Genomic DNA, 21,029 nt, shown 5'->3' with positions numbered 1-21,029 from the left:
AACGCCGGACGGGCTTGGGGTGCGCCGGTACCGCGGGTGACCCGGTGTGTCCGTCCTCAAACGCCGGACGGGCTTGGGGTGCGCCGGTACCGCGGGTGACCCGGTGTGTCCGTCCTCAAACGCCGGACGGGCTTGGGGTGCGCCGGTACCGCGGTGACCCGGTGTGTCCGTCCTCAAACGCCGGACGGGCTTGGTGTGGCTGCTGCCGGTGGGTGGTGGGGCGGGGCCCCTCCGGGCTCGACTCCTCGGGACCGGCGGGGCGCCGAATACCCGCAGGATCACCCGGTACTTCCGCCGGTCCCTGCGGGGCCGACCCTGCACGGCCCCGCCCCGGGACCGTCTCCCGACCGCGGACCGTGGGTGGGTGGGCCGCGCGGACGGTGTCGGCCTCAGGCCAACTGCGACGGCAGCGGGGACGCATGGAGCACCGTGAGGCCCGAGACCGCGCGGGTCAGGGCCACGTACAGGCGGCGCAGGCCGGTGCGTTCGTCGGGTTCGGCGGCGACGATGGAGGCGGGGTCGTCGAGGACCACGTAGTCGTATTCGAGGCCCTTCGCGAGGGACGCCGGGACCAGGGTCAGGCGGGCGTCGGGGGTCGTCTCCTCGCCGGGGGCCAGGTACGGGAGGCCCGCCGCGGTCAGGGCCGCCGCGAGGGACGGGACGCGGGCGTCGGCCGCGATGAGGCCGATGGAGCCCTCGCGGCGGAGGGCCGACAGGCAGGCGGTGACGACGTCGCCGTCGTCTTCCGACGCGCGGATCTCCAGCGAGCCGGGGGATTCACGGACCGAGCGGACCTCCGCCAGGCCCGGTGACATGTGGGGCAGCAGACGGGACGCGTACGCGATGACCTCGCGGGGGACACGGAAGCCCGCCGTCAGCTCCTCGACCGCCGCGTCGGGCTTGCCGAGGTGCGACAGCGCCTCGGACCAGCTCGCCGTCGCCCACGGGGTGGTGCCCTGCGCCAGGTCGCCCAGGACCGTGGCCGAGCCCGTCGTGCAGCGGCGGCCCACCGCCCGGTACTGCATCGGGGACAGGTCCTGCGCCTCGTCCAGGACCACATGGCCGAGTGAGTGCGTGCGCTCGACGAGATCGTTCGTCTCGTCGATCAGGACCGCGTCCGCGGCGGACCAGCGAGCCGTACGGGCCGAGCGCGGGGGCTTGACCCAGAGGATCGCCTTCTGTTCCTCGGCGGTCAGCACCCCGTCCGCGTGTTCGGCCAGGAAGTCCGGCTCCGAGAGCAGCCGGAGCACCAGCTTCGCCGGGTCGACCGGCGGCCAGATCGCCTTGACCGCCGCCTTCACCGCCGCGTTGCGCGCGACCGCGTCCTGGACCCGGTCGTCCGGTGCCTCGCCCGACTGCTCCATGCGGACGAGCACCGCGTGCGCGATGCGCTGCGGAAGGGCGTCGCGGGCAGCGCCGTAGCGGATGTCCCGGTCCAGCAACTCCCGGACGATCTCTTCGAGTTCGTACGCGGGGATGCGCCAGCGCCGCGAGCCGCGGACCACCATGAGGGGCTCGACGGGCATGGTCACGTGGGAGCGCACGGCGCGCCGCAGCACCTTCGCCATCCGGGCGTCGCCCTTGACGACCGCCGCCGCGGCCTCGTCCGTCCCCCGCACCTCGACATGGGCGACGAGGTCGTCGACGGTCGCCTGCTTGACCTCCAGCTCGCCGAGGGCCGGCAGGACCTGCTCGATGTAGTGCAGGAAGGATCGGTTCGGCCCGATGACCAGCGTGCCGGTACGGGCCAGCCGCTCCCGGTGCGCGTAGAGGAGGTACGCGACGCGGTGCAGGCCGACGGCCGTCTTCCCGGTGCCGGGGCCGCCCTGGACGCACACCGTGCCGGCCAGGCCCGACCGTACGATCTCGTCCTGCTCGGGCTGGATCGTCGCGACGATGTCCCGCATCGGCCCGACACGCGGCCGCTCGATCTCCGCCTGGAGCAGCTTGCTGGTCCGCTCGCCCTCGGTGGGGTCGGTGAGGTGCTCGTCCTCGTACGCCGTGAGGTCGCCGCCCGTGTAGCCGAAGCGGCGGCGCAGGCCGACGTCCATCGGGTCCTTCCTGGAGGCCCGGTAGAACGGCTGCGAGACCGGCGCGCGCCAGTCGATCACCATCGGGTCGCCGTCGGAGTCATGGACGTGACGGCGCCCGATGTAGAAGCGCTGCCCCTCCTGCCTCGTGAGCAGATAGTCGAGGCGTCCGAAGAACAGCGGGGTGTGGGCGAGGTCGGCCAGGGCCCTGATCCGCTCGTTGATCTGGGCTTCCAGGACCGCGGCGTTGACCCAGTTCGCCGTGACATCGCGGATGTCGAGGGCCTGGACGTCCTCGCGCATCGCGCGCAGCGCGGCGCGGGAAGCGGTCAGATGGGAGCGTTCATGGGCGAGTGGATCGTGCGCGGGCACGGCGCGGCCTCCGAAGGTACGTTGGACTTACGGCATGGCTGCGCGTCCGGTTTCCGTCCGGACGGCGGGCACTCCTGCGAGGGAGGCGGGCAAGACGGGCGATTGTAATCAGTCCGCCGAGCCCGGGCGAATGGTTTTCGCGGGGCGGGGTCCGCCCCGTAGGGGACGCCGTATATCCGAAGTCGTACGCGTCCCGGATCAGGGTTCAGACCGCAGGTCGATGTGTTCCGGGCGCTGCAGTCGCATCCTGGACACATGAGCTCAGCCACCTTCAACCCAGCCACCCAGCCCGGTCACGGCGCCACCGCCACCGGAGTCGCAGCGCACCACGCGCACCGTCTCGGCGACATGCTGCGCGCGGTCAAGGTCTTCATGACCACGGCGTTCGGCGTGGCGGTCCTCGGGGAGTACAGCGAAGAGGCCGGCGTCCGCCGCCACCTCTGACTGCGCCGCTGCCTCTCCGACTCCGACGCCGCCTCCGACTCCGCTGCTGCCTCTCCGACTCCGCCGCCACTTCTGACTGCGCCGCTGCCTCTCCGACTCCGCCACTACCTCTGACTTCGCCGCAGCTTCCGGCTCCGCCGCGGTCCCGCTGATCGACTAGGGTCGCGGCCGTGACGAACCCGTACCGGAACGTGACAGCCCGCTCACTGAACGCATCAGGCGGCGCCCTCGCACTCGTTCTGTCGCTCTCCGCGCTGGCCGTTCTCTGCGTCGCCCAGCACATCCCCATGGCCGACACCCTCGTCTACCGGGCGGAGGGCGCGGCCGTGGCGCATGGCACCGATCTTTACGAGTTCACCGTCACCGAGTGGCAGCTGCCCGCCACCTGTCCGCCCTTCGCCGCGATCCTCTTCGTGCCGACGACCTGGCTTCCCGTCGCCGTGCTCAAGGTCGCCTTCGTCGCCGGCAACGCCCTGCTCCTCGCCCTGCTCGTACGGCTCTCCTGCCGCTTCGCCGGCATGCCGGCCGCCCCCGCTCCGTACCTTCTCGCCGCGATCGCGCTCGGGTTGTGGCTCGAACCCGTCTTCCAGACACTGCTCTTCGGGCAGATCAACCTCGCCCTCGTCTGCATCGTCGTGTGGGACCTGTCCCGCCCGCCCGGCGCCCTCGGCAAGGGCTTCGCCCTCGGCGTCGCGGCGGGTGTGAAACTCACTCCGGCCGTCTTCATCGTCCTGCTGCTGATCACCGGGCGGGTGCGGGCGGGGCTCACCGCGCTCGCCTCGCTGGCCGGCACGGTGCTGCTCGGCGCCCTCGTCCTGCCGGAGGCCAGCGCCGACTTCTGGACCCGGCGGATCCTCGACACCGGCCGGGCCGGCACGGCGTGGATCGTCGACAACCAGTCGCTGCAAGGCCTGTTCGCGCGCGTCCTGCACACGGAGGAGCCGGGCGGGGTGTGGGCGGCCGCGGCGGTGGTGACGGCCGTCGCCGGGCTGTGGATCGCCCGCCGCGCGCCGGAGCCCTGGGCCGTTCTCGCCGTCGCGTTCACCGCCCTGCTCGTCTCGCCGATCAGCCGGTCCCACCACTGGGTGTGGTGCGTCCCGCTGCTGGCGGTGCTCGTCGCCGAGGGCCACCGGCGCACGGCCGCGCTAATGACTGTGCTCTTCCTGGCCCGCACCATGTGGCTCGTACCGTACGCGGGTGATCTGGAGCTCCAACTGCCGTGGTGGCAGCAGCCGTTGGCGTCGCCCTATCCGCCGCTGGGTGTGGCGGTGCTGGTCCTCGCGGCGCTACGGGCCCGTACGGCCGCCGCGGTGCTGCCCGTGCAGCGCACGGCCCGGGAAATGAGTACGTGCGCCGGTACTCGTTAGTGCCCTGCGTCAGCACCTGCGTCAGCACTCTGCGTCGGCACTCTGCGTCGGCACTCTGCGTCGGCACTCTGCGTCGTGGCGGGAGTCCGTGAGCGTCAGTCCGCCAGCAGGTCGTCCGCGTCCATGATCCGGTACGCGTATCCCTGCTCCGCCAGGAAACGCTGGCGGTGCGCCGCGAAGTCCTGGTCGATGGTGTCGCGGGCCACCACCGAGTAGAAGTGCGCCTTGTGGCCGTCGGACTTCGGGCGCAGGACGCGGCCGAGGCGCTGCGCCTCCTCCTGGCGGGAGCCGAAGGTGCCGGAGACCTGGATGGCGATCGTCGCCTCGGGCAGATCGATCGAGAAGTTCGCGACCTTGGACACGACGAGGACGCTGATCTCGCCGTTCCGGAACGCGTCGAAGAGCTTCTCGCGCTGAGAGTTGGGCGTCTCGCCCTTGATGACCGGGGCGTCCAGATGCTCGCCCAGCTCGTCGAGCTGGTCGATGTACTGGCCGATGACCAGGGTCTGCTGGCCCGTGTGCTTGCGGACCAGTTCCTCGGTCACACGGCGTTTCGTCTCCGTCGTCGCGCAGTAGCGGTACTTCTCCTCGGTCTCCGCCGTCGCGTACGCCAGCCGCTCGGAGTCGGTCAGATTGACCCGGACCTCGACGCAGTCCGCGGGCGCGATGTAGCCCTGCGCCTCGATCTCCTTCCACGGCGCGTCGAAACGCTTGGGGCCGATGAGCGAGAAGACGTCCGACTCACGGCCGTCCTCGCGGACGAGCGTCGCCGTCAGGCCGAGCCGGCGACGGGCCTGGAGGTCGGCCGTGAACTTGAAGACCGGCGCGGGCAGCAGATGGACCTCGTCGTAGACGATCAGCCCCCAGTCGCGGGAGTCGAACAGCTCCAGGTGGGGGTAGATCCCCTTCCGCTTCGTCGTCAGCACCTGGTACGTGGCGATGGTGACCGGGCGGATCTCCTTCTTCGCGCCGCTGTACTCGCCGATCTCCTCCTCGGTGAGCGAGGTGCGCTTGATCAGCTCGTGCTTCCACTGGCGGGCCGAGACCGTGTTGGTGACGAGGATCAGGGTCGTCGCCTTCGCCTGGGCCATGGCGCCCGCGCCGACGAGGGTCTTGCCCGCGCCGCAGGGGAGCACCACGACGCCCGAGCCGCCGTGCCAGAAGCCCTCGACGGCCTGCTTCTGGTACGGGCGCAGGGCCCAGCCCGCCTCGTCCAGGTCGATGCGGTGGGCCTCGCCGTCCACGTAGCCCGCGTGGTCCTCGGCGGGCCAGCCCAGCTTCAGCAGGGTCTGCTTGATCTGGCCGCGCTCGGAGGGGTGCACGGCGACCGTGTCCGGGTCGAGCCGGGCGCCGACCAGCGGCTGGATCTTCTTGGAGCGGAGGATCTCCTCCAGGACGGGCCGGTCGGTCGTGGTCAGCACCAGTCCGTGGGCGGGGTGCTTCTGGAGGGTCAGGCGGCCGTAGCGGGCCATCGTCTCGGCGACGTCGACGAGCAGCGCGTGCGGGACGGGGTAGCGCGAGAACTCGACGAGCGCGTCCACGACCTGCTCGGCGTCGTGCCCGGCCGCCCGCGCGTTCCAGAGGCCGAGCGGGGTGAGGCGGTACGTGTGGATGTGCTCGGGTGCGCGCTCCAGCTCCGCGAACGGGGCGATGGCGCGACGGCACGCGTCCGCCTGCTCGTGGTCGACCTCGAGCAGGAGAGTCTTGTCGCTCTGGACGATGAGTGGTCCGTTCACGCGTGTGCCCTTTCCTCATGGCTCCCGTGCGGTCCCGTGCGGTCGCGGCCGGTACCGTGCAGCCAAACCTCCAGTTTGCCTTATCGGGGGGTGCGGCTGGGTGGTGTCGGCCACACCGTCCTGGCCACGCTGCCGTGGCCGGTTCGCGGTGAGCCTTCCGGGCGAGGACCGTCAGCTGTCTGTGAGCGGAGCTCCTCGCGGACGTGCACAGGCTCGTGGTCCGGCTCCCACGGGAGAAGACAAACCGTCTTCAGAACAGGGGTGGCCTGCCTGCGCGGGTCAGCCTCGCGACGGTGGTCCAGCTCATGGGCGACCGCTCGCCGCACCCCCGGCGCAGGCCCTCCCTGAAGCCATCGAGAGAGGCCCGTAGCGCGGACCGGTCCCGGAACCGCCACAGGGTCAAAGGAACCCACGTGGCGAGGTTGAGCGGCACCAGGACGCGCGGCAGGTTCCGGCGGGCCAGCCAGACCCGGTTACGGGCGTTGAGCCGGTAGAACCTCTCATGCCGGGCCGGGTCCGTCGCCGGGTGGTGCACGACGATGTCCGGCAGGTAGCGGCCGGTTCCTCCGTGGTCCCAGAGTCGCCAGGCCAGGTCGATCCCCTCGTGGAACAGGAAGAAGTGGCCGGGCCAGCCTCCGACGGCGTCGAACGCCGAGCGGCGGACCATGACGACGCCTTCGGCCATGACGGTCACGATGCCGGGCCGTGCGGGGTCGGAGGCTCGCAGCCGGGGCACCCAGCGGCGCATGGTGACGCCCGTGTCCGGATCGGCGATGCGGGGCTGTGCATAGGTCAGGGCGGGGTCACGCTGCAGTTCGGTGGCGAGCCGGGCCAGCACGTCGGTGGTCGGCAGGTGGGCGTCGTTGTCGAAGAAGAACAGGTAGTCGCCCTTGACGTTCGCGGCCCCGACGTTGCGGCCCTCAGGGATGCCGACGTTCTCGGTGAGCTCCACGGTCCGCACGCCGGGCGGCACCTGCTCGGGGGTGCAGCCGTTGCCGGCCACGATCACGTCCAGGTCGACGCCTTCCTGAGCGAGAAGCGACGCCATGGCCCGAGGGAACTCCTCGGGCCGGTCGTTCATCGTCAGGACCACCGCCCCTACGGTCGGTCGGGATGCGCCAGTGCTCATGTGGGTGGGTCCTTTGCTGGGGGTTCGTCAGGCGGGTTCGTCCGCGAGCTCGGCGACTCCGGTGATGCGGTGCAGCGGGTACGTACGGACCTCGTCGGCGGTGTGGTCGTACGCCGTGACGAAGCCGCCCTCGACGCGGACCGGTGCGATGACGCGCTGGCTGGCGGCGCCGTCCGCGTTGACGTACCCGATCCAGATCGCGGAGCCGGTGAGCGCCGCGGCCTGGACGGTCGCGAGGGTCTCGGCGGGAGTGGTGCGGGGAAGCTCGCCATCGGCGGTGTGCGGGGCGGGTTTGCGCACGGCCGTGGCGGCAAGGTCGCCCGCCCTGATCGCCTTCACCGCGGCGCCGAGCAGCGTGTCGTCGGGCACGGGCGGCCCGTCCGGGACGGGCGCGGGCGGGGTGCGGTGCGGGGTGCGGCGGGCGTCCGCGCGGGTGATCAGCACGTCTCCCTCGGCGGATTCGGCGGCCGGTGCGTATCCCATGTCGCGCAGCCCTTCGAGCAGCGTGGCCGGGTCGGCCTGGGCGGCCAGCACGGTGGGCGCGAGGCGCCGCATCCGCAGGCCGTGCGAGCGCCGGTCGGCGAGGATCTCGTCCAGCAGCGCGTCGTCGTCGCAGCGTACGTAGGCGGAGGCGGCACCGATACGGAGGTGGCCGTGCTTACGGGCCACATCGTCGATGAGGTAGCTGAGCGGCTGCGGTACGGGCGTACGGCTGTGCCGCGCCAGGAACGTGTGGAGATCGGCTGCGGCCTGCCCGGCGTCCAGCGCCCGCCGCACGGACCCCGGCGTAAACCGGTACACGGTCGCGCCACCCTTCGACTCCACGTCCGCCACCACCCCCAGCGCCTCCGCGAGCGGCCGCTCCAGCGGCCCGGGCGCGACGGCGGTGAGGTCGGCCTGGAGAAGGACGTGGTCGAGCGGCTCGGGGAGGAGGGGGGCGATCGCGGCGGCCGCGAGCGCGGCACGCGCGGCGAGTTCGACGTGGCTGTGGGCGCCTTCGGCGGGGCCCGCTGCCTGGCCGGCGGACGTGGCGGACGGGGCTGGCGTGGCTGCCGGCCCGGCGGGCGCGGTGGACGTGGCTGCCTGGCCGGCGGGCGCGGGCGGTTCGCCCAGGAGCGTGCGGGTCGCCGTGGCGAGGGCGCCGCGGCCTGTGATGCCCAGGAGTTCGGCCTCGGTGAGGGTCCAGGTGGCGATGCGGGAGCGGAGGTCGGGGGCCTGCGGTGACGTGGCGCGGACCGGGCGTTCCCAGCGCAGGCGGGCGAGGACGGTTTCCGGGACCGGGGCGGAGCCGGGGGGAAGGTCGGCGAGGAGGGTCAGGACGCGATGGCGGACCTCGGGGGCCGGGCCCCGGTCCAGATCGGGGCCGAGCGCGGCGAGCGTACGGCCCTTGGAGTCCTGGCCGCCGATCAGGCCGGACGTGCGGGTCGCGGTGAGCCAGGCCGTCGCGAGCGACGTCCAGCGCGCGGGCGCGGGGAGATCGAGCCACTCGTCGTACGCGGGGGTCGGCGCGAACCGCTCGTCCGCCTCGCCGTCCGAGGCCAGCAGTCCCGCCGCGTAGGCCAGTTCGACCCAGAACGCGGCGATCTGCTCGGAGACGTCGAGCGCCGCTGCCGTGCGCTTGAGGTCACGGACGCTCAGCCCGCCCGCCCTCAGCACCGCGGGCCCGCCCGTCTGCCACTCTTTCAGCAGCTCCTCGACCGTCGCGAGCGCGGTGTGCGCCTGCCCCGCGGCCGTACTGTCCACAACCTGTGGACGGTGTTCGGCCGCGACCACCACCTCCGGCGGCACCGGCTCCGGCTCCTGGTGGGCCCGCCCGCCGCGCAGATGCAGCGCCGCCTCGCGCGGCAGCACCACCGTCCGCGGCGACGTGGGCAGCAGCAGCCCCCGGTCCCGCAGCCAGCGCACCGGCGGCGTGGGATCGGCGGTCACCTCTCCGTAAGGCGGCCCCCACACCAGCCGGTCCAGCACCGCCAGTGCCTCCGGCGGAGCCGTGTCCAGGAGCGCTGTCATCCGCTCCCGGTCCGTGAACAGTGCGGTCAGCGCGGCGACCGCGGACACCGGGTCGTGGGTCGTCGGCAGCCCCGCCGCGGCGACGATCTCCTGCAGCCGCCCCGGCGACATGCCCGCGGTTGCTTCGGCGACCGTCGGGCCGAGCCCGGTCGGGGACGGGTGCGCCGGGGACGGCACGAGCAGTTCGCGCGCGGTACGCACCAGCCGCAGCCGCTCGTCGTCGCCCCACACCAGCGCCTGCTCGCGCAGCACGTCCACAGCGCGGGGCAGCGCCGCCTCGACCGCCGGGTCGCCGTCGTCCCCGGCCAGCAGCGCGCGGACCGTGTCGTACGACGCGGGCTCGGCGGCCACTGCCAGCGCCTGCGCGGTCTGCAGCGTGAACCGGTCCAGCCGCTCCAGCGCCCGGACCACCGAGGCCCGGGTGCCGGCGCGGGTGGCGAGCTGGGTCAGGTCGTTCGGGACCGGGGACAGCAGATCGGGGCGGGCGCGCAGCAGCGCCGCCAGCCCTTCGTCGCCGCGGGTGCGCAGCGCCTCGGCCAGCGTGCGCGGTGCCGCGCCGGCCGTACGTGCGGATGCTTCCGCGGGCGTTCCTGTGGGCACGTGCGCCTCCCGATCGAGCTCACCGGTCCCCATCCGCCCCACGTTAGCCCCTGCCGCCGCGCTAACGTCGGGTCAGGCGCCCACCGGTACCGGGCGCGCTGTGGAGGGGCGTCCGTGGGGATCGAGAGCGACCAGCTTGTCTTCGACTATCTGAGCCGGGTCGGGGACCTGGCCCAGCAACGCCAGTTGCCCTCCGGCACCAGGATGCGGCTCGTGTCGTCGCTGCGGAACGAGATCGACCGGCAGCGCGCGAAATACGAGACGGACAGCCCGGCGGCCGTCCGGCGCATCCTGGGGCGGCTGGGGACGCCGGACGAGGTGGTGGACGCGGCGGCGGACGGTGCCCCGGCCGCAACCGCCGCAACCGCCGCGCCCTCGGTGCCTGCCGTGCCGGAGCAGAGGAACCGTTCCGGCCGGCGGATCATGCCGCGTACGCGCAGGTCGGAAGGAAAGGACGCGAAGGGCACCCGGCCGTCCACCGCCGCGTCGCCCCCGCACCTGGCAGGGATGGACGAGCTCGGCCCGTCCGCGGGCGCCGCACCCGACTGGTGGCGGGTCGAACCGGGGCCGCTCGGGGGGCACGGGGGACAGGGGGACGACATCGGCGGATTCGTCGGCGGAGTGGAGATCCCGGAGATTCTGAAGCCTCCGCGCAGGACGGATCAGGCGGAGGGGGAGAGGGCGGGGTCCGAGGATTCCGAGGACTCCGACAAGTACGGCGAGTACGGCGAGTACGGCGAGCACGACGCGTCCGGCGAGTCCGAGGCGGGGGAGACGGATCCCGCGCGCCGCCGATGGCGTCCGCGGCTCCGCCGCCGCACCGGCGGCGCGCGTCCGGGGAATCCGTTGCTCCTCTTCGCCGCCGTGCTCCTGGCCGTCGGCACGGTCCTCGGCTCCTGGATCGCCCTGGCCGGCGGCTGGCTCCTCGCGTACGCCTCCCGCACCCTCTCTCGCAGGGAAGCGAAGGGGGCGGTCATCGGTCTCCCCGCCGCCGTCGCCACCGGCGCCGCGATCTGGCTCTGGGGCCGCGTCGACGGCCGGTGGGGCGAACCGATCCCACGGGGCGGCGAGGCGATGCGCGAGGCGCTGTCGTCGACCTGGCCGTGGGTGGTGCGGGGGGCGGCGCTGGCGACGGCGCTGTACTTGGTCTGGCGCGCACGACGGAAGTAAAGCGGGGCTGAGACCCCCGGGCCGCCGGGCCGCCGGGCCGCCGGGCGGCCGGGCCTCCGGGCGCTCGCCCCCGAGCTGCCGGGGTGCCGGGGTGCCTAGCTGCCGGGCCCCGGACTGCCGGTCCCCAGGGCCTCCGGACCTCGCCCCCGAGCTGCTGGGGTGCCGGGCCTCCGGGCCGCCGGACTCTCGGGCCCCCGGGGTGCTGGGCCGCCGGGTTCACGCCGTGCCGACGTGCGAACCCTCGGCCGGTGCCGGGACGGCCGTACCCGTCGACGGGGCGCCCCACGGCGCCCCCGGCACCACCAGCGGGGAGCCGGTCACGGGGTCCGGGACGACGACCGACGCGAGGCCGAAGACCTCGTGGACGAGCTCGGCGGTGACGATGTCCGCGGGGCGGCCCTCGGCGACGATGCGGCCCTCCTTCATCGCGACGAGGTGGTCGGCGTACCGGGCGGCCTGGTTCAGGTCGTGCAGGACGGCCACCACGGTCCGGCCCCGTTCCTGGTTGAGCCGGCGCATCAGGTCGAGGACCTCCACCTGGTGGGCGATGTCCAGGAACGTCGTGGGCTCGTCCAGCAGCAGCAGATCCGTCTCCTGCGCGAGCGCCATCGCGATCCACACGCGCTGCCGCTGACCGCCGGACAGCTCGTCCACAGACCGGTCCGCGAGCGCGACGACATCCGTACGCTCCATCGCGTCCGTGACGGCCCGCTCGTCCTCGTCCGACCACTGCTTCCACCAGGCCTGGTGCGGCTGGCGGCCGCGCGAGACCAGATCCGCGACGGTGATCGCCTCCGGGGCCACCGGCGACTGCGGCAGCAGCCCGATCGACTGCGCGATCCGCTTCGTCGGGATACGGGCCAGCTCCGTGCCGTCCAGGAGCACCGCGCCTCCCTTCGGCCTCAGCAGCCGGCCGAGCGCCCGCAGGGTCGTCGACTTGCCGCAGGCGTTCGGGCCGACGATGACCGTCACCCGGCCGTCGGGAACGGCCAGGTCGAGCTCGTGCACGACCGTACGGTCCTCGTAGGCGAGCGTCAGCTCGCGGGCCGTCAGCCTGCTCATGCCTTGCCTCCTCCAGCTCCTGCGGTACGGCTGCGGACGATCAGCCAGATCAGATACGGGGCGCCGACGGCGGCGGTCAGCACACCCACGGGCAGTTCGGTCGGGGACAGCAGACGCCTGGCCAGCAGATCGGCGAGTACGACGATGACCGCGCCCAGCAGCGCGGAGCAGAGCAGCGGGATCTGCGCGGTCCGGGTCGTCCGGCGGGCGATCTGCGGCGCGAGCAGCGCCACGAAGTCGACCGGACCCGCCGCGCCCGTCGCGACGGAGGCGAGGACGACACCCAGGAGGACGAGACCGAGGCGTACCCGTCCGAGCCGTACGCCCAGCGCGGTGGCGGTGTGGTCGTCGAGGGACACGTTGCGCATGGCCCGCGCCGCCCACAGCACGCCCGGGACGAGGACGAGCAGCGTCCATCCGAGCGGCGCCGCCTCGTCCCAGCCGCGGCCGTTGAGCGAGCCGGTCATCCAGATCTGCGCCTGCTGGGCGACGAGATAGTCGCCCTTCGTCATGAAGAGCGTCGTCACCGAGCGCAGGGCGATGGCGAAGCCGATGCCGATGAGCACGAACCGGGTCGCGTGCAGTCCGCCGCGCCAGGCGAAGACGTACACGAGGGCGGCGGCCAGGACGCCGCCCGCGACCGACAGATACGGCAGGACGTCGTACGACGTCACGCCGAACGTCAGCGCGCCCACGGTGACCGCGCTCGCGCCTTGGCTGATGCCGATGATGTCGGGGCTGGCCAGCGGGTTGCGGGCGACGGTCTGGATGAGCGCCCCGGCCACTCCGAAGGCCGCGCCGACGAGCAGCCCGACCGCCATCCGCGGCAGCCGCAGTGTCCCGACGACCAGCTCGTCCGACGACGGCTGCCCGAGGAGCACCTTCACGACCTCGCCGGGCGCGACGAAGCTCTCCCCGACGCAGAGGTACGCCACGCAGACGGCCGCGAGCACCAGCGCCAGTCCGCACGCGACGAGCGCGGCGCGCCGATGCAGCAGAAAGCGTGCGCTCCCGGCCCGCACCAGGACGTACCCGGCGGGCCGTACCGCCTCGCGGGACCGCCTGGTGGCCTGCACCGCGGTCATACGCCCCTCCCGAGTCCGGGGCGCCCGGCGCCCCACGGCCTGCGGGGCAGGAACCGGCGGGGCAGGAAAAGGACACCGCTCACGCCGGGACCGCCTTCCGCCGGACGAGCGCCACCAGGAACGGCACGCCGATCAGCGCGGTCATGACGCCCGCCGGGACCTCGCTCGGCGGGAACAGCACCCGGCCGACGACGTCCGAGGCGAGCAGCATGACGGGGCCGGTCAGCGCGGCCATCGGGAGGATCCAGCGGTGGTCTCTGCCCACGATCGCGCGGGCGATGTGCGGGACCGCCAGGCCGATGAAGGCGATCGGGCCGACGGCGGCGACACCCGCGCCGGTGAGGATCGTGGCGCCGATGCCGCCGACGATCCGTACGGTCGCGACCCGCTGCCCGAGCCCCTTCGCCACGTCCTCGCCGAGGGCCAGCGCGTCGAGACCGCGGGCGACGGACACGACCAGCACGGTGCCGAGGAGGAGGAACGGCCAGATCTGTCCGGCCACCTCCGCGTCGCGTCCGCCGAGGGAGCCGACCTGCCAGAAGCGGAACTCGTCGAGGGCGGCGGCCTTGGTGGTCAGCACGGCCATCGTCACCGACACCAGCAGCGCGTTGACCGCCGCGCCGCCCAGCGCCAGTTTCACCGGCGTCGCCCCGCCCCGGCCGCCGGACGCGATCGCGTACACCGCGACCGACGCCAGCGCGGCGCCCGCGAAGGCGAACCACACATAGCCGGTGAGGGTGTGCACCCCGGCGAACGCGATCGCCAGGACCACGCCCACCGACGCGCCCTGGCTGATGCCCAGGATCCCGGGGTCCGCGATCGGGTTACGGGTGAGGCCCTGCAGCACCGTGCCGGCGAGGGCCAGTGCCGCGCCGACCATCAGACCGATGAGCGTGCGCGGCAGCCGCATTTGGCGTACGACCTCGGCGGCGTCGCTCGTCCCGCCGTGCAGCAGGGCGTCGAGGACCGCGGACGGCGCGATCGGGCGCGCCCCGACCGCGAGGCTGAGCAGGACCGCGAGCAGCAGTGCGACAACGGCCGCCGCCGTCGCGAACACACGTCTGGTCCTGAAGGCGGCGGCTGACATGGAAACCCATCGGGAGGCTGGTGAGGCTGGTAAGGGTTGGCTAAGTGTATGCGCGGGCCGATGGCGCCTTGTGGGCACAATGGCCCGCATGGCTCCGGAACCCGCGACACCACCGCTCACCGTCGGCTTCGACCTCGATATGACCCTGATCGACTCACGCCCCGGTATACGGGCCGCCTACCAGGCACTCTCCGCCGAGACGGGCGTCTGGATCGATGCCGATCTCGCGGTCACGCGGCTCGGACCGCCGCTGGAGGAGGAGCTCGCGCACTGGTTCCCGGACGACCGGATCCAGGAGATGGGCGACCGCTACCGCGAGATCTATCCCACGCACGCCATCACGCCGACCCTCGCGATGCCCGGCGCCCGTGAAGCCGTCGCCGCGGTCCAGGCGCTCGGCGGCCGGGCGATCGTCGTCACCGCCAAGCACGAGCCGAACGCCAGGCTGCACCTCGCCCACCTCGGCATCGAGCCGGACGAGGTGATCGGCTGGCTGTGGGCGGAGGCCAAGGCGGAGGCGCTGCGCGAGCACGACGCGCAGGTGTACGTCGGCGACCACACCGGGGATGTGCGTGGCGCCCGTACCGCGGGAGCGCTCTCCGTCGCCGTGCCGACCGGGCCGTGCGAGGAGGGTGAGCTGCGGGACGCCGGGGCGGACGTGGTCCTGCCCGACCTCACCGCGTTCCCGGCCTGGCTCGGCGGGTACGCCGACGCGTACGCCTACGCTGAGGAGCGTGCCTGACGGCGCTGCGCGGCGATCGACCGCAGCACGCCCGCGCCCGCGACGAGGAACCCGACGCCCATCAGCATGCTCACGAGGTACGCGGCCGTCGGGAACGGATCCGTACCGAGGAACAGCGGGGCCACCGTGACCAGAGTGGCCACCGCGCCGATGATGAAGACGATTGCGCCGACACGGACGAGCCCGTCCCCGGGGCCGGTCGAATTCGCTTGGGTTTCATGAGTCACTCGACCAGGGTAGTTCCCAGCGCGTAGGAACCGCCGGGGACGTCTTGTCAGTGGCCCCCGGACCATTAGCCTTGTGTGGTGGCGGGTCGGGCGACCCGCTGCAGTGCTATCCAGAGCAGTTTTGCGAGCGGTTCCAATCGGTTTCCGAGCGGATTCCGGGCGGATTCCGAGCGTTTTCGAAATCCCGACGAGTTACGAGGACGAGGACAGACGTGCCTACCGGCAAGGTCAAGTGGTTCAACAGTGAGAAGGGCTTCGGCTTTCTCTCCCGCGACGACGGCGGCGACGTCTTCGTCCACTCGTCGGTGCTTCCTGACGGAGTCGACAGCCTGAAGCCGGGGCAGCGGGTCGAGTTCGGCGTCGTCGCGGGTCAGCGGGGTGACCAGGCGCTGTCGGTGACGGTCCTGGACCCGACCCCGTCCGTCGCCGCCGCCCAGCGCCGCAAGCCGGACGAACTGGCGTCGATCGTGCAGGACCTGACGACGCTCCTGGAGAACATCACGCCGTCGCTGGAGCGGGGCCGCTACCCCGACAAGGCCCACGGCAAGAAGATCGCGGGCCTGTTGCGCGCGGTCGCCGACCAGCTCGACGTCTAGCCGGCCGACGGCCGGATGAAGGGCGTCCGGCCGAACGACCGCCGGCCGAACGACAACTGGACGAACGACAACTAGACGAACGACAGCGCTTCCGGGCCGAGGGGCGGCACCAGCCCCTCGGCCGCGGCGCGTGTGAGGAGCCCGCGGACCGCGGCATAGCCGTTCTCGCCGAGGCCGGCCGTGAACTCGTTGACGTACAGCCCGATGTGCTGATCGGCCACCGCCGGGTCCATCTCCTGGGCGTGTTCCAGTACGTACGGGCGGGACGCCACCGGGTCGTCCCACGCCATCCGCACGGACGTACGAGCCGACTCGGCCAGCAGCGTCAGCATCTCCGTGCCCAGCGACCGCTTGGCGACGATCGCGCCGAGCGGGATCGGCAGACCCGTCGTGGACTCCCAGTGCTCGCCCATGTCGGCAAGGCAGTGCAGGTCGTAGTTCTGATAGGTGAAACGTGCCTCGTGGATGACGAGCCCGGCGTCCACCTTGCCGTCCCGTACCGCCGGCATGATCTCGTGGAACGGCAGGACGACGATCCGGCCCACGCCCTCCGGCACCAGATCCGCCGCCCACAGCCGGAACAGGAGATACGCCGTCGACTTCTCGCTCGGCACGGCGACGGTCTTCCCCGCGAGGTCCGCTGCGGATCCGGGCTCGCGGGTGAGGCTGTGTTCTTTCGGTTCCCTTACCAGCAAAAGCGGGCCGCAGCCCCGCCCCAGCGCCCCGCCGCAGGGCAGCAGGGCGTACTCGTCGAGGATGTAGGGCAGTACGGCGTACGACACCTTCAGGACGTCGAACTCACCGCGCTCGGCCATGCCGTTGGTGATGTCGATGTCGGCGAACGTGACATCGAGACGGGGTGCGCCGGGGACCCGGCCGTGTGCCCAGGCGTCGAAGACGAAGGTGTCGTTCGGGCAGGGAGAGTAAGCGATCTGGATCCGTCGGGGTGTCATCCGGACTCCTCCTCGAAGACGGGGCCGAGTAGCCCGAACGCGTGCCGCAGGGACTCCAGTGCCTCGCCGATCCGCCAGGCGGAGCGGTCACGCGGGCCGACGGCGTTCGACACGGCCCGGATCTCCACGACGGGCACACCGTGCGCGGCGGCGGCCTCGGCGACCCCGAAGCCCTCCATCGCCTCGGCGGCGGCCCGGGGGTGACGCGTGATCAGTTCGGCCGCACGCGCGCCGGTGCCGGTGACGGTGGACACGGTGAGGACGGGCCCGTACACCGCGTCCAGGGTCTTGGCGATCCGGCCCGAGAGGGGCGACGGCACATGCACCGAGCGCCCGAAACCCAGCTCCTCGACGGCGAGGAATCCGTCGGGCGTCTGTGCGCCCAGATCACCCGCGACGATCGCGTCGGCCACGACGACCGTGCCGACCGGCGCGACCGGCTGGAACCCTCCGCCGATCCCGGCGGAAACGACGAGGTCGTAGCCGGCACGGGCAGCCGGACCGCCTGCTCCTGCGGGCCGGCCCGGGCCCTGTCCGGCGGCTCCGTGCGCGCCCGGGCCCGCCTGCTCGTACGCCGCCGCGGTCAGCGCCGTCGCCGTCGCCGCGGCCGCGGCCGCGGGGCCCACACCCGCCGGGAGGACGTCCACGCTCACCCCCGCGCCCGCACAGCGGCGCAGGGCGTGGCCGCCCGGGAGGGGGTGCGTGGTGGACGGGCCGTGGGCGGAGAGGCCGGCGGTGACGGAGTCCGCCTCCGCCGGCACCGCGGTCACGACGAGTACGCGCATGGCTGGGTGGTGCCGCCCGGGCTCAGACCTTGTTCAGCTTGAAGTGCCAGATGCCGGTCAGCTTCTTGCCGGAGGTCTCCACGATGGAGACCTGCGCGGTGCTGGAGGCCTCACCGGTCGGGCTGGTGAAGAACGCGCTGGCCGGGATGGTCCGGTACGTCTTGTGGTACGGCTCCTGCTCGGCCCGCTCACCACCGATGAAGATCGTCCAGCCGTTCTCGGCGATCTCGGGGTCGACGCCGAACCGGATCTTGTCGTCCGAGGCGACGTCGATGGACTTCTCGGCCTTCTCGTTCAGGCAGCCCTGGGCCAGCGACTCCTTGATGGCATTGCCGTCGTTGTAGCAGGCCGCCTCGGAGTGGACCGAGTCCGTCCCGACCGTCACGGTCGCGATCGGCGTCGGCTTGTCGCAGGCGGAGAGTACGAGGAGGCCGGCGGACACGGCACCGAGGGCGGCGGCGGCCCGGCGGTGCTTGCCGGTAAAGAACGCAACGGTCATGGTCCGAAGGCTATCGGGCCCCCGGTGTCCCGCAGCGCGGGGGTGCGGCGTGGCGCCGAGCCTCACCGTGCCCAGGGGCACCCGGCGCACCGTGCCCGGGGTGCCGGGCGTCACTGCACCCGGGGTGCCGGGTGTCACTGCACCCGGGGTGCGGCGCTCACCCGGTGCGACGGGGGCAGTGTGCTGCGCCGGGAGGCCACCAGCAGACCGTGCAGGGCCAGCGCCGCGCCTGTCGCCAGGATCGCCGCCGCCACCGCCATGCCGAGCACCCCGTTCAGCGGCAGGGCGATCCCGATCGCTCCGCCCACCACCCACGACATCTGCAGCAGCGTCTCCGAACGGGCGAACGCCGACGTCCGTACCGACTCCGGAACGTCCCGCTGGATCATCGCGTCCAGCGACAGCTTCGACAGCGCCTGCGAGAGTCCCGCCACCCCGGCCAGCACCGCCACCATGAGCGGGCTGAAGAAGACGGCCGCGAGGATCGCCGCCGACAGCACGAGCGACAGGCCCGTGGCGACGATGACCTCCGGGGGACGGTTCCTCACCCACGCTCCGATCGCCGTACCGCAGGCATTTCCGACCCCCGCCGCGATGCCCACCATGACCAGCGACGCCGCCGCGCTCTGCCCGGCCATCGGATGCACCCGCAGCAGGAACGCAAGGAAGAAGATCAGGAACCCGGAGAGCATGCGGTGTGCCGCGTTCGCCTGCAGTCCGTGCAGCACCGACGGGCCGACCGTGCGCAGGCTCGGCTTCCGTTCGCCGTGCGTCAGCATGTGCGCCTTGCGCTCACCCTTCGCCGAGTCGACCTTGTGCGGCAGGCTGAACGCCAGGAAGGTGCCCGCGACGAAGACGGCGCACGCCCCGTACAGCGGCCAGGCGGGGCCGATCCGCTGCAGCGCGACGCCGACGGGCGCGGCGATCCCGGTCGCGACCAGCCCGGCCAGGGTCACCCGGGAATTCGCCTTCACGAGGGCGAACCCGGGCGGCAGCAGCCGGGGCACGACGGCGCTTCTGACCACTCCGTACGCCTTCGACGCCACCAGCACCCCGAGCGCCGCCGGATACAGCTCCAGGCCGCCCGTCGCGACCGCGCCCGACATGGTGAGCGCCAGTACCGCCCGGGTCATCATCGCGCCCGCCATCGCGGCGCGGCGGCCGTGCGGGATGTGGTCCAGAAGCGGGCCGATCACGGGAGCGAGGAGAGCGAACGGCGCCAAGGTGATCGCGAGATAGAGCGCCACGCGCCCGCGGGCCTCGTCGGTGGGCACCGAGAAGAAGACGGTCGATGCGAGTGCGACGGTGATCATGACATCGCCGGCGCCGTTGACCGCGTGCAGCTCGATGAGTTTGCCCAGCCCGGATTCGCCCGCACCATGGGCGTGGGTCGCCCGGCGAATCCCCTTCGCCGTACCGGTGAAGGGGAGGTGCAGAGCACGGCCGACCGCCCGGCCCGCCCTGTTCAGCGGCCCGGAATCGTCGGACGACCTCGCGGCTGTCACGTCGTCATAGTGCCCTAAGCTCCTTCGACCCGAACCGGGATTCGGACGGGCAGGTGGGCGGCACGCCACGGAAGGGGTAGCGTGCGTAGCGCGCCACCGGCGGTAGTTCTCGGCCGCGCGCCTCTTCGTCATCCCGCAGAATGGGTGACGGTAGGTGTGCCCGAGACGGATTGCCCGGGCGCGGACGTCGATGCGGCCCACTGGTCCGCTCCGCCCGCCGCCCGTACATCGCGAATCGGCCGGCGCACCCGTGAGACGGCGTAGGAGAGAAGCGAGACCTGTGAGTGCTGCGACGACGCGAAGCCGTACCCCCGACCGTCTGTGCGCCGAGGCGGTAGACCTCGCGCGGACAGCTGCCGAGGAGGCAGCCGCGCCGGGAGTGGTGGGCGAGCATGTCTCGCTCGTGTCCGAGGGCGACAGGGTCGTCACCCACCTCTTCGAGTGCCAGGAGCCGGGGTACAAGGGGTGGCGCTGGGCCGTCACCGTCGCCAGGGCGTCCCGCGCGAAGGTCGTCACCCTCGACGAGACCGTCCTGCTGCCGGGGCCCGACGCGCTGCTGGCGCCGGAGTGGGTGCCGTGGAGCGAGCGGCTGCGGCCGGGGGACATGGGGCCGGGGGATCTGCTCCCGACCGAGGCCGAGGACCTGCGGCTGGAGCCCGGGTACTCGGGCGAGGACGTGCCCCCGCCGAACTCGCCGGTCTCCGGCGAGATGGCCGACCGGGTCGACGCGGAGGACGCGGAGATCGTCTCCCGAGCCCCGTCGCGCGGTGCGATCTCGTCCGTCGCGGAGGAGCTCGGGATGCGGCGGGCGCGGGTGCTGTCGCGCTACGGGCTGCATGTCGCCGCGGACCGCTGGGAGGAGTCGTACGGCGCGAAGACGCCGATGGCGCAGGCGGCGCCCGCGACCTGCGTGTCGTGCGGGTTCCTGATGCCGCTGGGCGGGTCGCTCAAGCAGGCGTTCGGGGTGTGCGCGAACGAGTTCTCGCCGGCGGACGGCCGGGTCGTGTCGCTCTCGTACGGGTGCGGCGGGCACTCGGAGGCGGCGGTCATGCCGAAGCCTCCTCGGCCCGCGCCGCCGGTGCTGGACTCGATGCGTCCCGACGAGTTCCCGCTCCGGCCCGCCCCGGACAGCGGCTCGGTCCCGGACCACGTGGACGCGGCGTCGCCGGACGATCTGGGCCACTCCTAGACCGGGACAGGGCCCGGCCAGGACTGGGCCCGCCAGGACAGGTCTGGCCAGGACTGGGCCCGCCAGGACAGGCCCGGCCAGGACTGGGCCCGCCAGGACAGGTCTGGCCAGGACTGGGCCCGCCAGGACAGGTCTGGCCAGGACTGGGCCCGCCAGGACAGGTCTGGCCAGGACTGGGCCCGCCAGGACAGGGCCAGTGGCAGGGCAGAGCCAGTGGCAGGTAAGGCCCCGGCACCCGAGGGTGCCGGGCCGTCGCGTGGAGGGACGCCACAGCGCCGTCGGTGAGCAGGTGAACGTTTGCTCCGGAGGGCTGTACGCGACCGTGACGGTGCGTCCCGCGGGCGGCTCGGACTCCCCCGGGGGCCCGCGGACGCGTCGTACCGGGCCCCGGCCCGGGCGAGGACGTGGCCGTGGGCGACGCGGGCTCGGGCGGCCGGCCGC

18 protein-coding genes are annotated in these 21,029 nt (G+C 72.9%); 6 read left to right on the top strand and 12 right to left on the bottom strand.

Translation table 11 applies throughout. The features are described from left to right. Positions 1-389: 389 nt before the first annotated feature. A complete protein-coding gene (locus ACWGI8_RS09640; protein WP_453659588.1) occupies positions 390-2,333 on the bottom strand; it encodes a HelD family protein in 1,944 nt (647 codons plus the stop codon). Positions 2,334-2,657: 324 nt separating this feature from the next. Between ACWGI8_RS09640 and ACWGI8_RS09635 the strand changes: the two genes are divergently transcribed. Continuing rightward, positions 2,658-2,846 (top strand): hypothetical protein, encoded by a 189-nt coding sequence (locus tag ACWGI8_RS09635; protein ID WP_453659574.1) that lies wholly within the window; start codon positions 2,658-2,660, stop codon positions 2,844-2,846. 191 nt (positions 2,847-3,037) lie between these two features. After that, entirely contained in the window at positions 3,038-4,213 is a 1,176-nt protein-coding gene (locus tag ACWGI8_RS09630) for a glycosyltransferase 87 family protein (protein WP_453659587.1), read from the top strand. 95 nt (positions 4,214-4,308) lie between these two features. On the opposite strand, the gene ACWGI8_RS09625 is transcribed toward ACWGI8_RS09630, so the two are convergent. The 3 genes from ACWGI8_RS09625 to ACWGI8_RS09615 all read right to left on the bottom strand — a co-directional run bounded on the left by ACWGI8_RS09625 (position 4,309) and on the right by ACWGI8_RS09615 (position 9,721). After that, positions 4,309-5,949: a DNA repair helicase XPB gene (locus tag ACWGI8_RS09625; RefSeq protein WP_453659573.1), complete on the bottom strand. Its 1,641-nt coding sequence runs from the start codon at positions 5,947-5,949 to the stop codon at positions 4,309-4,311. Positions 5,950-6,199: 250 nt separating this feature from the next. Next, positions 6,200-7,078, bottom strand: coding sequence for a glycosyltransferase family 2 protein (locus ACWGI8_RS09620; protein WP_453659572.1), 879 nt, complete (start codon positions 7,076-7,078; stop codon positions 6,200-6,202). Between the two features lie 27 nt (positions 7,079-7,105). Then, positions 7,106-9,721, bottom strand: coding sequence for a helicase-associated domain-containing protein (locus ACWGI8_RS09615; protein WP_453659571.1), 2,616 nt, complete (start codon positions 9,719-9,721; stop codon positions 7,106-7,108). Positions 9,722-9,802: 81 nt separating this feature from the next. Here ACWGI8_RS09615 and ACWGI8_RS09610 point away from each other — a divergent pair, with 81 nt between their 5' ends. Next, positions 9,803-10,858, top strand: coding sequence for a hypothetical protein (locus tag ACWGI8_RS09610; RefSeq protein WP_453659570.1), 1,056 nt, complete (start codon positions 9,803-9,805; stop codon positions 10,856-10,858). Positions 10,859-11,074: 216 nt separating this feature from the next. Here ACWGI8_RS09610 and ACWGI8_RS09605 read toward each other — a convergent pair whose 3' ends face one another. The 3 genes from ACWGI8_RS09605 to ACWGI8_RS09595 form a co-directional block, all read right to left on the bottom strand. Then, the gene (locus ACWGI8_RS09605) at positions 11,075-11,920 is read right to left on the bottom strand and encodes an ABC transporter ATP-binding protein (protein WP_453659569.1); all 846 of its coding nucleotides are present in this window, start codon (positions 11,918-11,920) and stop codon (positions 11,075-11,077) included. Then, positions 11,917-13,005 carry a FecCD family ABC transporter permease gene (locus ACWGI8_RS09600; protein ID WP_453659568.1) on the bottom strand — a complete coding sequence of 363 codons (1,089 nt, stop codon included), beginning with the start codon at positions 13,003-13,005 and terminating at the stop codon, positions 11,917-11,919. Before ACWGI8_RS09600 ends, ACWGI8_RS09605 begins: the two co-directional genes overlap by 4 nt. Before the next feature lie 79 nt (positions 13,006-13,084). Further along, on the bottom strand, positions 13,085-14,092 hold the full coding sequence (locus ACWGI8_RS09595; RefSeq protein ID WP_453659567.1) for a FecCD family ABC transporter permease: 1,008 nt from the start codon (positions 14,090-14,092) through the stop codon (positions 13,085-13,087). 88 nt (positions 14,093-14,180) lie between these two features. Between ACWGI8_RS09595 and ACWGI8_RS09590 the strand changes: the two genes are divergently transcribed. Further along, positions 14,181-14,834 (top strand): HAD family hydrolase, encoded by a 654-nt coding sequence (locus ACWGI8_RS09590; protein ID WP_453659566.1) that lies wholly within the window; start codon positions 14,181-14,183, stop codon positions 14,832-14,834. Here the strand turns inward: ACWGI8_RS09590 and ACWGI8_RS09585 are convergent. Continuing rightward, positions 14,813-15,061, bottom strand: a complete 249-nt coding sequence (locus ACWGI8_RS09585) for a hypothetical protein (RefSeq protein ID WP_453659565.1) — start codon at positions 15,059-15,061, stop codon at positions 14,813-14,815. The genes ACWGI8_RS09590 and ACWGI8_RS09585 overlap by 22 nt on opposite strands. A 212-nt stretch (positions 15,062-15,273) precedes the next feature. Between ACWGI8_RS09585 and ACWGI8_RS09580 the strand changes: the two genes are divergently transcribed. Beyond that, positions 15,274-15,657, top strand: coding sequence for a cold-shock protein (locus ACWGI8_RS09580; RefSeq protein ID WP_385414414.1), 384 nt, complete (start codon positions 15,274-15,276; stop codon positions 15,655-15,657). 71 nt (positions 15,658-15,728) lie between these two features. Here ACWGI8_RS09580 and ACWGI8_RS09575 read toward each other — a convergent pair whose 3' ends face one another. The 4 genes from ACWGI8_RS09575 to ACWGI8_RS09560 form a co-directional block, all read right to left on the bottom strand. Continuing rightward, positions 15,729-16,610, bottom strand: a complete 882-nt coding sequence (locus tag ACWGI8_RS09575; protein ID WP_453659564.1) for a 1,4-dihydroxy-6-naphthoate synthase — start codon at positions 16,608-16,610, stop codon at positions 15,729-15,731. Continuing rightward, a complete protein-coding gene (locus tag ACWGI8_RS09570; protein ID WP_453659563.1) occupies positions 16,607-17,395 on the bottom strand; it encodes a futalosine hydrolase in 789 nt (262 codons plus the stop codon). The genes ACWGI8_RS09575 and ACWGI8_RS09570 overlap by 4 nt, the downstream gene beginning before the upstream one ends. Before the next feature lie 22 nt (positions 17,396-17,417). Then, positions 17,418-17,894, bottom strand: a complete 477-nt coding sequence (locus tag ACWGI8_RS09565) for a DUF2771 domain-containing protein (RefSeq protein ID WP_453659562.1) — start codon at positions 17,892-17,894, stop codon at positions 17,418-17,420. Positions 17,895-18,028: 134 nt separating this feature from the next. Continuing rightward, a complete protein-coding gene (locus ACWGI8_RS09560; protein ID WP_453659561.1) occupies positions 18,029-19,399 on the bottom strand; it encodes an MFS transporter in 1,371 nt (456 codons plus the stop codon). 280 nt (positions 19,400-19,679) lie between these two features. On the opposite strand from ACWGI8_RS09560, the gene ACWGI8_RS09555 reads away from it, so the two are divergent. Further along, a complete protein-coding gene (locus ACWGI8_RS09555; RefSeq protein ID WP_453659560.1) occupies positions 19,680-20,588 on the top strand; it encodes a DUF3027 domain-containing protein in 909 nt (302 codons plus the stop codon). The last annotated feature ends 441 nt before the right edge of the window (positions 20,589-21,029 follow it).

The sequence above is a fragment of the Streptomyces sp. NPDC054841 genome (assembly GCF_053611045.1).
This window is presented reverse-complemented; position numbering and strand designations above follow the sequence as displayed.